A 13,232-nucleotide genomic window follows, 5' to 3' on the forward strand; every position below is an offset into this window, starting at 1 on the left:
AGAATGATCTTCAGACCCTCAAAAGGTGAGGAGTGTCTAGTCCCTCGACCTGGTGAACCTGGTGAACCTGGTGAACCTGGTGCGACGGGCCATTAAATGTCAGGCCTTTAATGGCACCAGTCGCGGGGCGATCATGTTTTCCGGGCGCAATATGTCGGCGAGCATGACGTCATCGAGCAAGCCTTCTTCGCGAACCAGCTCCAGCACACCACGGCCGCTTTCCAGCGCGATGCGGGCGATACGGGTTGCGTTTTCATAACCAATGTAGGGGTTCAAGGCGGTCACGAGGCCAATCGAGTGTTCCACCAATTCACGGCATCGCGCTTCGTTGGCTGTGATGCCGACGATGCAGTGCTCGCGCAGCATGTCCATGGCGCGTTGCAGCAAGCGAATGGTGTCGAAAATTTTGTAAGCGATCAGCGGTTCCATCACGTTCAATTGCAACTGGCCGCCTTCTGCTGCCATGGTTAGCGACAGGTCGTTGCCAATGATTTCAAAAGCCACTTGGTTAACCGCTTCCGGGATCACCGGGTTGACCTTGCCGGGCATGATCGAGCTGCCCGGCTGACGCGCTGGCAGGTTGATTTCGTTGATCCCGGTGCGTGGTCCGCTGGACAGCAAGCGCAAATCGTTACAAATCTTGGACAGCTTTACCGCAGTGCGCTTGAGCATCCCGGAAAACAGCACAAAGGCGCCCATGTCGGATGTGGCTTCAATCAAGTCGGCAGCCGGCACCAGTGGTTGGCCGCTGATGATTGCCAGGCGATCAACCGCCAATTGCTGGTAACGCGGGTCGGCGTTGATGCCGGTGCCAATGGCGGTGCCACCCAGGTTTACTTCGGTCAGCAGTTCCGGAGCCAAGGTGCGCAACCGATTCAGGTCTTCATTCAGGGTTGTCGCAAAGGCGCGAAATTCCTGGCCTAGAGTCATCGGCACTGCGTCCTGCAACTGGGTCCGGCCCATTTTCAGAACGTGGTTGAATTCTTTGCCTTTGGCCGCGAACGCCTGGATCAAGCTATCGAGGCTGGCGAGGAGTGAGTCGTGACCCAGCAACAGACCCAGGCGAATCGCCGTTGGGTAAGCATCGTTGGTCGACTGAGCCATGTTCACGTCATTGTTTGGGTGCAGGAACTGGTACTCGCCCTTGCTGTGGCCCATGGCCTCCAGCGCGATGTTGGCGATAACTTCGTTGGCATTCATGTTGGTTGAAGTGCCAGCGCCGCCTTGAATCATGTCCACCACGAACTGGTCGTGGAAATCGCCCCGAACCAACCGCGCGCAGGCTTCGCTGATGGCTGCGTGCTTAGCCGAATTCAAGTGGCCCAGCTCGTGGTTTGCGTCAGCGGCGGCTTGCTTGACCATGGCCAGCGCCACAACCAGCTTCGGGTAGTGCGAAATCGGCACGCCGGACAGGTGAAAGTTATTCACCGCCCGTAGCGTCTGTATGCCGAAGTAGGCATCAGCCGGTACTTCGAGAACGCCAAGCAGGTCTTTTTCGGTGCGCGATGATGCGGCGGAGGACATGATAGAGATAGTCTCGAAAGAGGCACGAAGAGTGCCGGAACGCTGCTGATGCTAGGCTTGTAGGCAATCCCGAGCAAATGCTGTTAAGCGCTGCCCTATGCGTAAACGGCATAATGTTCGCGTGACGTTAAGATCACAAATAGCGTACGTAGACGCATGTATGCGTTTTTTGGCAGGAGACACCATGAATCTTGAGAGCAAATGGCTAGAGGACTTTAGTGCCTTGGCCGCGACTCGCAGTTTTTCCCAGGCGGCCCAACGCCGCTTTGTGACCCAGCCCGCCTTCAGTCGCCGAATTCGAAGCCTTGAATCAGCCTTGGGCCTAACGTTAGTCAATCGCTCGCGCACGCCCATAGAACTCACGGCTGCCGGGCAACTGTTTCTGGTGACAGCCCGCACGGTTGTTGAACAACTCGGCGAAGTGTTGCGCCATTTGCATCATCTGGAAGGCGGCCAGGGCGAGGTCATGCAGGTCGCCGCTGCGCACTCCCTGGCATTGGGCTTCTTTCCGCGCTGGATCGCTCAGTTGCGTAACGAAGGTTTAAACATTGCTACACGGTTAGTGGCGACTAACGTTGGCGAAGCGGTGCATGCCTTGCGCGAGGGCGGCTGCGATCTGATGCTGGCGTTCTATGACCCAGACGCCGCGTTGCAGATGGATAATGAGATTTTTCCATCGCTGCATTTGGGCCACACCGAAATGCTACCGGTGTGCGCTGCGAATGCCGATGGCCAGCCGATGTTCGACCTGGAAGGCGATGCCAGCGTGCCGTTACTCGCCTACAGCGCCGGGGCGTTTCTCGGCCGCTCGGTAAATTTGTTGCTACGTCAGCGTAGCGTGCGTTTTACCACGGTCTACGAGACGGCCATGGCGGACAGCTTGAAAGGTATGGCGTTGGAAGGGCTGGGCATTGCCTGGGTGCCAGAATTGAGTGTCCATGCTGAGCTGGCGCGGGGTGAGCTAGTGGTCTGCGGTGGCGCCCAATGGCATGTACCGCTGGAAATCCGTCTGTACCGCTGCGCGTTGGTGCGTAAGGCCAATGTGCGTTTGTTGTGGCGCAAGCTGGAGACCGCGGCACAACTCGAATCGCCACGCGGCAGTTAACTCACTAACAGTGCAATGGCATAGGCGCGTTTCCTACACGTTAAATTTGCGGAGACGACTTTCCCTGGTGCAAGTGTCTGAATGTATTTAGATGATCCAGGCTGTAACTTTTAGGGAGAGGGTTAATGCCCTCGACCCTACGCCAGTCATGATGATAGGCGATTAAATTTAAAAGGACTTATATAATGTCAACCACCAAGCAGCCCATTTGGTTATTTGTTTTTTTCCACGATGATGTCGATGCCGCCACACAACGTATTGTTCCCCGCAACTACCTGAAAGACTGCATTATTGAAATCCAGAAAATCACCGGGCGTGAATGCATCATCGAGTACAAGCGTTCCATCGCTGGCGTGACCGACATCAACTACAAGGGCGACGCTAAAGCGGCGTTGGACAGTTGGTCCGCCAGTGTGGGGTCCTACGTTGTCCAGAATGGCCTCAGTTGGAGTAAAACCTACAGGTATCTACTGGTCACAATGCACAGTTTGGATGAGACGGTCCTGGGCGTAGCCCGGCATGGAGGAAATTGTTTAATCGCTTCCCTGGTGACGTATCAAACTATTGGCCATGAGTTAGGGCATAGTTTTAGTGCCACCCACGAAGATGCAGAGCTGGGTTACAATTCTTTTGGTATTCTCAGTGAATCCTTTTTATATCCGCATATGAGTACCGCCCGAGGCAATCTCTACCGATACAGCGCGAAGAATCGCGAACGCATCGCTAATTTTTTCAGTGAATAAGCGCAATAAATGGGTGGTTGCGTCAGATATTTGGTCGTCTACGATCTCAAAACCGCGGTTGTAAAACCACTGCGGACGGATGGTCACTAAGGGGGCTGTCTTCCCGTCGCTTTACGGTATACTGCGCGGCCTTTGGCCGGTTCGACCGGTCATTATTCGTACAACAAGCCACGCCGGCCCTCCCGCGTGGCTTGTTGTTTTTTGACGCGCTTGCGGGCGCCCAATAGAAGAGGCACGACGATGAGCGCACTGGTTGGCGTGATCATGGGCTCTAAGTCCGATTGGTCCACCCTTAGCCACACCGCCGATATGCTGGAAAAGCTAGGCATTCCTTACGAAGTCAAAGTGGTGTCAGCTCATCGGACCCCGGACCTACTGTTCCAGTACGCCGAGCAGGCCGAAGCGCGCGGCATTGAAGTCATCATTGCCGGTGCCGGTGGCGCTGCTCACTTGCCGGGCATGTGTGCAGCGAAGACTCATTTGCCCGTCTTGGGCGTTCCCGTGCAGTCGTCGATGCTGTCGGGTGTCGACTCCTTGCTGTCGATTGTCCAAATGCCTGCCGGGATCCCCGTGGCTACGTTGGCGATTGGCAAAGCCGGCGCAATCAACGCTGCGTTGCTGTCGGCCAGCATCCTTGGCGCCAAGCACCCCCAATTCCATACAGTGCTGAAAAAATTCCGCGCTGAGCAGACAGACAGTGTCCTGGATAATCCAGATCCGCGCGACGCCTGAGGTTTTTCCATGAAAATCGGTGTAATCGGTGGCGGCCAGTTGGGCCGCATGTTGGCTCTCGCGGGTACGCCGCTGGGAATGAACTTCGCTTTCCTTGACCCCGCCCCAGACGCTTGTGCGGCTGCGCTGGGCGAGCATTTGCGTGCCGATTATGGCGATCAGGATCACTTGCGTCAGTTGGCCGATGAAGTTGATCTGGTTACCTTTGAATTCGAAAGCGTTCCGGCAGAAACCGTGGCTTTCTTGTCGCAGTTCGTCCCGGTATACCCCAGCGCCGAAGCCCTGCGGATTGCCCGTGATCGCCTGTTCGAAAAGAGCATGTTCAAAGACCTCGGCATTCCGACCCCAGCGTTCGCCGATATCCAGTCGCAAACCGATCTGGATGCAGCAATCGCTGTTATCGGTCTGCCTGCGGTGTTAAAAACCCGTACTCTCGGTTATGACGGCAAGGGCCAAAAAGTCCTGCGCACTTCGGCAGACGTGCTCAACACCTTTGCTGAACTGGGCAGCGTAGCCTGCTTGCTGGAAGGTTTCGTACCCTTCACTGGCGAAGTGTCGCTAATCGCCGTGCGTGGTCGAGATGGCGAGACACGTTTTTACCCGTTGGTTCACAACACCCATGACAACGGCATTCTGCGCCTGTCGATTGCCAGCACGAACCATCCGTTGCAGACCTTGGCCGAAGATTACGCCGGTCGCGTGCTTAAGCAGCTCGATTACGTTGGTGTGTTAGCGTTCGAATATTTCGAGGTTGATGGTGGGCTGAAAGCCAACGAAATTGCACCGCGGGTTCACAACTCCGGGCATTGGACCACCGAAGGTGCCGAATGCAGTCAATTCGAAAATCACCTTCGAGCGGTGGCGGGTTTGCCGCTGGGTTCGACGGCCAAGATCGGTGAGAGCGCGATGCTCAATTTCATTGGTGAAGTGCCAGCCGTTGATAAGGTCATGGCCATTAACGATTGCCACCTTCACCACTATGGCAAGGCGTTCAAGGTCGGGCGTAAAGTCGGGCATGCAACCTTGCGTTGCGTTGATCGGGCGACCCTCGACCAGCAGATCAAGAAGGTTGAAGCACTGATCAAGGCCTGATCCCAGGCCTACTTCATTTATCGTTTAGCGTGCCAGACGCTACGATTGTTTGGCTTCCCCCGCTTCCCAAGGAACCAATAGCGCTCATTGCTCTCAGATGGCAGGATGCCGACGCCTTATCAGGCTCGGCATATCCAGTTCATACAGAGGGAAATGGCATGGGAATTATTGGAACCATCTTTATCGGCCTGATTGTTGGCCTATTGGCGCGATTCATTAAGCCAGGCGATGACAGCATGGGTTGGATCATGACCATTTTGCTGGGTATCGGTGGCTCGCTAGCGGCGACTTACGGTGGTCAGGCACTGGGCATCTATCAAGCGGGCCAAGGTGCTGGCTTCTTGGGTGCATTGGTGGGTGCGGTCATCCTGCTCGTTATTTATGGCATGCTCAAAAAAGACTGACAGTAATTCATCAGCCCTCTGCGCTAATGCAGCGTAGGGGGCTAGAATGTCCGGCATTATTTATTACGTTATGTTGCCGAGCCAATTATGCGTCGCCTGCTCCTAATCACAGTTTTGTTGTCTTGCGGGCTTGCTCACGCCGAATTGCCAGAAACCGATTGGCTCGAATTGATGCCGAAGTCGGATCAAAAAGCCCTCGAAGCCATGCCTGAAATCGACCATAACTCCCCGGAAGCTCAGGGAACGTTTGACAGCAAAGGCGGCTTGAAACAAAGCAAGGGTCTGCCCGCCGTGATGTATTCGGCCAAGACTGTGGCGGCCATGAACGGCAAGGATATTCGTATCGGTGGTTATCCCGTGCCGCTGGAGACGGATGCGAAAGGCCGCAGCACGCTGTTTTTCCTCGTTCCGTACCCAGGCGCTTGCATCCATGTGCCGCCACCGCCACCCAATCAACTGGTACTGGTGCGCTACCCCAAAGGTTTAAAACTCAACGATATCTACACGCCGCTATGGGTGGTGGGTACGTTGAAAGTCGAGAAGGTCAGTAATGACATGGCCGATGCGGCTTATGCGTTGGATGCTTTGAAGGTCCGCGTTGTAGTGGAAGCGGACCTATAGGCCGAACCTTAGAGGGGTTCGCTGCAGATGCTTACCGTCAATCGATGCGAAGCGTCGGGTGCAAGCGTTACGACATCACCCATGACGTTGGCAGTTTCTACACAGACCATATCTTGCCAGCCGTCATTGGCCATATCGCTGAAGCCTTTCGCACGCTCGGTCCAGGGGTTCCAGACCACCGTGGACCTCGAGCCTCGGGTGTTGACGACGATGCGACGATTCCAGCCTGGGTCAACCACGCTCAAATGATTCGGCGTATTGAGGTAGATGCGATCGGTTTCACTGGCGAAATGCAGGGCGCCCGACTGAATGGCCTCCTGCCACCCATGCGCAGTGTCGATATAACGCAGCCCGTCCAGACCGTCTACGCTGACATGGCGCACATCACTCACCGCGAAATAACTGTGCAGCGCTTGGCTTAGCGTGACGTCCTCAGGACCATTGTTGTGGCTGATAAGGCTGACGTGAAGCTGAGTGTCCAAGCGAATACTCAATTTAAGCGCGACGCTGTGGGGCCAGCCGGGCAATTGGCCTTCGGCTTCTGGCAGCACAAATTCTACTAATAGAGCTTCACCGTCATTACTGATTCCTAGCAGCTCCCAGTCTAGGGCACGAACTTCGCCATGGGCCTTTGCCGGTTCAGCGCTTTGACGCATGGCCTGCACGCTGTCGGGATTACGTTCAAAATTGCCAAACCACGGCCAGCAGATCGGAATCCCGGTACGAATCGGCTTGCCCTGTTTGAACGTAGCCTGTTTGTTCAACCAGATCAGCGGCTGCTCGCCCTCTATCTGATAACTCAGGATGTGTGCACCTTGCTGGGCGACAAGTAACTCGGCCCGGCCGTGACGGATGCGCCAGCAGTCCAGTTCATCGAGTTTGATGGTTTCAACGTTGGGCGTTGGCATGCGAGGGCTCTCACTTAAGGACAGTGATAAAAGTAGACCGTGTTGTGGCCAACGAGTTTACCTCGACATGCCTAACCCCGGATTAACGCCGTGCGGGCACCGAACGAGTGCGGCCGCTACCATCGATGGCAACGAACACAAATACCGCTTCGGTGACTTTGCGCCATTCACTGGACAAGGGGTCATCGCTCCATACTTCGACCATCATCTGGATTGAGCTGCGGCCAATTTCCAATGCCTGCGTATAGAACGACAGCTGCGCGCCGACGGCTACCGGAACTAGAAACGTCATGCGGTCAATGGCCACGGTTGCGACGCGGCCGCCAGCGACTTTGCTCGCCATGGCCGTGCCCGCCAAGTCCATCTGCGAGACCAGCCAGCCGCCAAAAATATCGCCGAAACCGTTGGTTTCACGGGGCAACGCCGTAATTTGCAACGCAAGGTCGCCTTGTGGAATCGGATCTTCTTGTTCGAGTTCGATCATGCCTAGGGTGCCTCTGACCCATGACTCTCATTATTTTTTGCCGCGGTGAAAAGACATTAAAAACGCAGATTGTGAACAGACTATGTCCACACGTTTTAGCGCGTCTTATAGGGAAACTCTGCGAAAACGGCTGTTTAAAGCAGCAGCGACTTCGCACAGCACCCCGCAGCTTGTCTTTAGCGGTCCGCGAGTATATCGGGCGATGCGTCACACGACGACCGTTCGGTTCTCATTTCGACAACGTAAACCTTCTTGCTGTGTGCTTTTTTAAGAGTTTGCTATCTTGCCGGACCTAGACAGCTTTGGATCGTCCTGTCTGTCAGGCAATTTTGATGCCTGCGTCAGAGTTTTCTTTAGCGTATGAGTGTGCAGTCCGTCAGGTATTGGCCAGCGTTGCTAATGCCCACCCATCTCAAGAGAAGTCCTTGTTATGTCCACCGTGCCTTCAAATACCGCGCAGGCCTCGCGCCAGTTGACTCGTAACGACTATAAAACCTTGTCGTTATCTGCATTGGGCGGTGCGTTGGAATTTTACGACTTCATCATTTTTGTATTTTTCGCCACTGTGGTTGGCAAATTATTTTTCCCGGCGGACATGCCGGAGTGGCTGCGGCTGATGCAAACCTTCGGTATTTTCGCCGCCGGTTACCTGGCCCGGCCGTTGGGCGGCATCGTCATGGCGCACTTTGGCGACCTTTTGGGGCGCAAGAAGATGTTCACCCTGAGCATTTTTCTGATGGCTGTGCCAACGCTGCTCATGGGTTTACTACCGACTTACGCGCAGATTGGCCTTCTGGCGCCAATGCTGCTGCTATTGATGCGGATTATTCAGGGTGCGGCGATTGGCGGCGAAGTGCCCGGTGCTTGGGTGTTTGTGTCCGAGCATGTGCCTGCGCGCAGCATCGGTTACGCCTGCGGAACCCTAACTGCTGGCCTAACGGCAGGTATCCTGCTGGGCTCACTGGTCGCAACGCTGATCAATAGTCTCTATAACGCGCAGGAAATGCTCGACTACGCATGGCGAATTCCATTCTTACTGGGCGGCGTGTTTGGTCTGCTGTCTGTCTACCTGCGCCGCTGGCTGCACGAAACCCCGGTGTTTGCCGAGCTTCAACTGCGCAAAGCGTTGGCAGAAGAAGTGCCGCTCAAGGCTGTGCTACGCGATCATCGTGGGCCGATTGTGCTGTCAATGCTGCTGACCTGGATGCTCTCGGCGGCCATCATCGTCGTGATTTTGATGACCCCAACCGTGCTGCAAACGGTTTATGGCTTCTCACCGGCGACCGCACTGAAAGCCAACAGCCTGGCAATCGTCTGCCTAAGCCTGGGCTGCGTCGGTGCGGGATGGCTGACGGATCGTTTCGGCGCAGGTTGGGTATTTATTTTCGGTTGCTTAGGTCTGCTGGTCAGCTCGTGGACTTTCTATCACACCCTTCAAGCCCACCCAGATGCGTTGTTTCCGATGTACGCGATAACTGGATTGTTCGTCGGCGTGGTCGGCGCTGTTCCGTTTGTTATGGTCCTTGCGTTTCCTGCTGTCGTGCGGTTTTCAGGGTTGTCGTTTTCTTACAACCTCGCTTACGCAATCTTCGGCGGCCTGACACCGATGGTCGTCACGCTAATGCTCAAGAACAGCCCAATGGGGCCGGCTTGGTATGTAGCGGCTCTGTGTGTGATGGGAATGTTGATTGGGGTGTATTTGTTGCGTAAGCGCGCCTAACTGGATTCGCTTTTGAAGCAGAGGCTGGGCTGGTCGCTAAAGGAGATCTTGAACGCGATCTTGGTGCGCGGCTTGAATAACTAGAGCTGCTGACTCGACTGCATTGGGCGATGTGCTTAGCCACACTTTAGGCGCAGTGACGATGGGAGATGTGGCGAGCAGATAAAAGATCGCCACGACCAAGGCTGCGATGAATTGGACGGCCTATTTTCCATTCAAGCAGCAGGCAAAAATGAATGTCTATTTGTTACGAAAAACCTTGCTGTTGCTGTCCATAAAACCGCTGAGCGCCAATCCCTTCAAAGCCTCCAGCTATTTGCCGCCAATATTAAATCTGCCGATGGTCAGTCATTTTTTTGTCATATTGCTTTCATAGAGTAGTCACCCGGCATTTAGATGAGGCCGATTTAGTACCTATAAAATTTTGCAGGAGCAAGGTATGACTTTTAAGCGATTGATGGCGGTTTTGACTTTCGTCGCCGCAGGCGTAGCCACTGCCCATGCCGTTGCAGCGGTTGACCCCTCAATTCCGGCTTACACCAAGACTTCCGGCGTTTCCGGTAACTTGTCCAGCGTTGGCTCCGATACCTTGGCTAACCTGATGACCTTGTGGGCTGAGGCCTACAAGAAAGAATACCCGAGCGTGAATATTCAGATTCAGGCCGCTGGTTCAGCAACTGCACCGCCTGCGTTGACTGAGGGCACCTCGAACCTGGGGCCGATGAGCCGCAAGATGAAAGACACCGAACTGGCGGCTTTCGAACAGAAATACGGCTACAAGCCCACCGCTATCCCGGTCGCGGTCGATGCGTTGGCTATTTTCGTGCATAAAGACAACCCGATTCAGCACCTGACCATGGAACAAGTAGACGCGATTTTTTCGGCGACCCGTCTGTGCGGCGCCAAGACCGAAGCAAAAACCTGGGGTGAAGTGGGTGTGACCGGCGATTTGGCAAATAAGCCGATTCAGCTTTTTGGTCGTAACTCGGTGTCTGGCACTTACGGTTACTTTAAGGAAGAAGCGCTATGCAAAGGCGACTTCCGCGCTAACGTTAACGAGCAACCTGGATCGGCCTCGGTCGTTAGCTCAATCAGCAGCTCGCTGAACGGTATTGGCTATTCGGGCATAGGTTACAAAACCTCCAGCGTCAAGACCGTAGCCCTGTCGAAGAAGGGCGGCACTGAGTTCATTGAAGACAGCGAAGAAAACGCGCTCAACGGCAAATACCCGCTGTCGCGCTTCCTGTTCATCTATGTGAACAAAGCGCCGAATAAACCGCTAGCACCACTGGAAGCGGAGTTCGTGAAAATGGTCTTGTCGAAACAGGGTCAAGAAGTCGTCATAAAAGACGGGTACATTCCATTGCCAGCCAGAGTTGTCGCTAAAGCACTGGCTGACTTGGGTCTGCAAGAAGGCACTCCCGGTGTAGCGGGCAAGTAGGTAGGGTTGGGCAGATGCTGATCTGCCCTGATTAAAGTCATTAAGCGAAACCCGGTAGACCGGTTTCGTTTCAGGTTTAGTAGTCCGCTGCCAGAAGGTTTGGGCGGCGGATTTTTTGCGTCTCAGAATTGTAATGTTTTTGTCATAAAGGACGGCTAGGGTGAGCGCATGAATGATTTGTCGAACTCCACCATGACCCAAAAGTCACCCCCTGAGCGCATTGATTTCAACACGCCCGACATGAAGCGTAAGCGCCGTGTCCGCGCGTTGAAAGACAAGTTGACCCAGTGGTATGTATTTGTCGGTGGCTTGGCCGTGCTAGCTGCCATTACTTTAATTTTTTTCTACCTCGCTTATGTAGTCGCGCCACTGTTTCAAGGCGCTAAATTGACCGCCCAAACGGCGCTTAGCCCTGCGTGGATGCAGGACGCGGGCAAGCCATTGCTGCTATCTATCGAAGAGCAAAACCAGGTCGCCCTTAGGGTTTCCGACAAAGGTGAGGCGATATTCTTCCGTGTTGAAGACGGCACCGAACTAAAGCGTGTTGTCTTGCCGGTTCCGGTCGGCGCGACCGTAACGTCTATCGGTGAAGATCAGCCGGGCACCCCATTGATGGTGCTGGGTCTGTCCAACGGCCAAGCGCTGGTGTTCAAACACAATTATCTGATCACTTATCCAGACAACAAAAAGACAATCACCCCGACCATCAGCTATCCCTATGGCGAGGCCGCGCTGAGCGTCGATGAGGATGGTCGGCCGCTGGAACACGTCAGCCTTAATGCCACAGATAAAGCGCTGGTGCTGGCGGGCGCAACGGGCGCCCAACTGCATGTTCTGTCCCTGACTCAGGAAGAGAACATGATGACTGGCGAAATTATCCGCGGGCAGACGCGTATAGAACTTCCGCGCATGACCGAGGTGGTCAAAGCGATCTTTATCGATCCTCGTCAGCAATGGTTGTATGTGATCAATGGTCGTGCTCAAGCGGATGTTTTTAACCTGCGTAATCGAAGCCTCAACGGCCGTTATAAATTGCTTGAAGATGCGAATGCTGAAGTGTCTGCCAGTACTCAGCTGGTGGGAGGTGTGTCATTGATTGTCGGTAGTTCCAAGGGGGGGTTGGCCCAATGGTTCATGGCCCGAGATACCGACTCAGAGATGCGCTTCCAGCACATCCGCGATTTTCAGATGGGCTCCGCGCCGATTGTGCGTATCACTGCGGAGCAGCGGCGCAAAGGTTTTGTCGCGCTTGACGCCTCGGGCAAACTCGGCGTGTTTCACAGCACTGCGCACCGCACATTGCTGATCGACCAAGCGGTCGGCGGTCCTGGTATTTTGGCACTGTCGCCACGAGCCGATGAAATCATTATTGAGCAGGGCGGCAAATTGCTGCCAATGACCCTTTCCAACCCACACCCGGAAGTATCGTGGAGCGCGTTGTGGGGCAAGGTCTGGTATGAGAACTATGACTCGCCGCAATATGTCTGGCAGTCCACGGCCTCCAATACCGACTTCGAACCCAAACTGAGTCTGGCGCCGCTGACCTACGGCACCTTGAAAGCCGCTTTCTACGCCATGTTGTTGGCTGCGCCACTGGCCATTGCGGCGGCGATCTATACCGCTTACTTCATGGCACCGAGAATGCGTCGCAAGGTCAAGCCGGTGATCGAACTGATGGAAGCGATGCCAACGGTCATTCTTGGCTTCTTCGCCGGTCTATTTTTAGCGCCGTATCTGGAAGGACATTTGCCTGGAGTTTTTAGCCTGCTGTTGCTGACCCCCTTGGGTATTTTGCTGGCGGGCTTCTTGTGGACCCGCTTACCTGAGTCGATCCGCTTGCGGGTACCGGACGGTTGGGAGTCGGCCATCCTGATTCCGGTAGTGCTGTTGGTGGGTTGGTTGTCGCTGGGCATGAGCTCACACATGGAAAACTGGTTCTTCGGCGGCGACATGCGCATGTGGATTTCTAATGATCTGGGCATCACCTACGATCAGCGCAACGCACTGGTGGTTGGCTTGGCAATGGGCTTTGCGGTGATTCCCAACATCTATTCGATTGCTGAAGACGCGGTATTCAGCGTGCCGCGAGGTTTGACCCTTGGCTCGCTCGCCTTGGGTGCGACGCCTTGGCAGACCTTGACGCGGGTGGTGATTCTCACCGCCAGCCCCGGTATTTTCTCGGCCTTGATGATCGGCATGGGCCGTGCAGTCGGCGAAACCATGATCGTACTGATGGCCACCGGTAACACCCCGATCATGGACATGAACCTGTTTGAAGGCATGCGCACCTTGGCGGCAAACGTTGCGGTGGAGATGCCGGAGTCTGAAGTGGGCGGCAGCCATTATCGGGTGCTGTTCCTCGCGGCATTGGTTCTTCTGATGTTCACCTTCGTGATGAACACGTTCGCGGAGCTGATTCGTCAGCGCCTTCGCAAGAAATACTCATCTCTCTAAGGAA

12 protein-coding genes are annotated in these 13,232 nt (G+C 54.9%); 9 read left to right on the forward strand and 3 right to left on the reverse strand.

Features of this window, described 5'->3' with window-relative positions:
- Positions 1 to 99: 99 nt before the first annotated feature.
- Positions 100 to 1,524, reverse strand: a complete 1,425-nt coding sequence (gene aspA / locus RGW60_RS19395; protein WP_322206095.1) for an aspartate ammonia-lyase — start codon at positions 1,522 to 1,524, stop codon at positions 100 to 102.
- Positions 1,525 to 1,708: 184 nt separating this feature from the next.
- Between aspA and RGW60_RS19400 the strand changes: the two genes are divergently transcribed.
- The 6 genes from RGW60_RS19400 (at position 1,709) to RGW60_RS19425 (ending at position 6,221) form a co-directional block, all read left to right on the forward strand.
- Positions 1,709 to 2,629, forward strand: a complete 921-nt coding sequence (locus RGW60_RS19400) for a LysR substrate-binding domain-containing protein (RefSeq protein ID WP_322206097.1) — start codon at positions 1,709 to 1,711, stop codon at positions 2,627 to 2,629.
- Between the two features lie 185 nt (positions 2,630 to 2,814).
- Positions 2,815 to 3,372, forward strand: a complete 558-nt coding sequence (locus RGW60_RS19405) for a hypothetical protein (protein ID WP_322206098.1) — start codon at positions 2,815 to 2,817, stop codon at positions 3,370 to 3,372.
- A 240-nt stretch (positions 3,373 to 3,612) separates the two neighbouring features.
- Positions 3,613 to 4,104, forward strand: coding sequence for a 5-(carboxyamino)imidazole ribonucleotide mutase (purE, locus tag RGW60_RS19410; RefSeq protein WP_322206099.1), 492 nt, complete (start codon positions 3,613 to 3,615; stop codon positions 4,102 to 4,104).
- 9 nt (positions 4,105 to 4,113) lie between these two features.
- Positions 4,114 to 5,196: a 5-(carboxyamino)imidazole ribonucleotide synthase gene (locus tag RGW60_RS19415; RefSeq protein WP_322206100.1), complete on the forward strand. Its 1,083-nt coding sequence runs from the start codon at positions 4,114 to 4,116 to the stop codon at positions 5,194 to 5,196.
- Positions 5,197 to 5,354: 158 nt separating this feature from the next.
- Positions 5,355 to 5,600 (forward strand): GlsB/YeaQ/YmgE family stress response membrane protein, encoded by a 246-nt coding sequence (locus RGW60_RS19420; RefSeq protein WP_322206101.1) that lies wholly within the window; start codon positions 5,355 to 5,357, stop codon positions 5,598 to 5,600.
- Positions 5,601 to 5,687: 87 nt separating this feature from the next.
- Positions 5,688 to 6,221, forward strand: coding sequence for a DUF3299 domain-containing protein (locus RGW60_RS19425; protein WP_322206102.1), 534 nt, complete (start codon positions 5,688 to 5,690; stop codon positions 6,219 to 6,221).
- An 8-nt stretch (positions 6,222 to 6,229) separates the two neighbouring features.
- On the opposite strand, the gene RGW60_RS19430 is transcribed toward RGW60_RS19425, so the two are convergent.
- Complete coding sequence (locus RGW60_RS19430) at positions 6,230 to 7,129, reverse strand: D-hexose-6-phosphate mutarotase (protein WP_322206103.1); 900 nt, start codon at positions 7,127 to 7,129, stop codon at positions 6,230 to 6,232.
- 82 nt (positions 7,130 to 7,211) lie between these two features.
- Complete coding sequence (locus RGW60_RS19435) at positions 7,212 to 7,613, reverse strand: acyl-CoA thioesterase (protein ID WP_297839195.1); 402 nt, start codon at positions 7,611 to 7,613, stop codon at positions 7,212 to 7,214.
- A gap of 430 nt (positions 7,614 to 8,043) precedes the next feature.
- On the opposite strand from RGW60_RS19435, the gene RGW60_RS19440 reads away from it, so the two are divergent.
- The 3 genes from RGW60_RS19440 (at position 8,044) to RGW60_RS19450 (ending at position 13,228) form a co-directional block, all read left to right on the forward strand.
- Complete coding sequence (locus tag RGW60_RS19440; RefSeq protein ID WP_322206104.1) at positions 8,044 to 9,333, forward strand: MFS transporter; 1,290 nt, start codon at positions 8,044 to 8,046, stop codon at positions 9,331 to 9,333.
- Positions 9,334 to 9,772: 439 nt separating this feature from the next.
- Positions 9,773 to 10,774 (forward strand): phosphate ABC transporter substrate-binding protein PstS family protein, encoded by a 1,002-nt coding sequence (locus tag RGW60_RS19445; protein WP_322206105.1) that lies wholly within the window; start codon positions 9,773 to 9,775, stop codon positions 10,772 to 10,774.
- 420 nt (positions 10,775 to 11,194) lie between these two features.
- Positions 11,195 to 13,228: an ABC transporter permease subunit gene (locus RGW60_RS19450; RefSeq protein ID WP_322206976.1), complete on the forward strand. Its 2,034-nt coding sequence runs from the start codon at positions 11,195 to 11,197 to the stop codon at positions 13,226 to 13,228.
- Positions 13,229 to 13,232 lie beyond the last annotated feature (4 nt).

This window comes from Pseudomonas sp. AB6, assembly GCF_034314105.1.
Taxonomy (GTDB): Bacteria; Pseudomonadota; Gammaproteobacteria; order Pseudomonadales; family Pseudomonadaceae; genus Aquipseudomonas.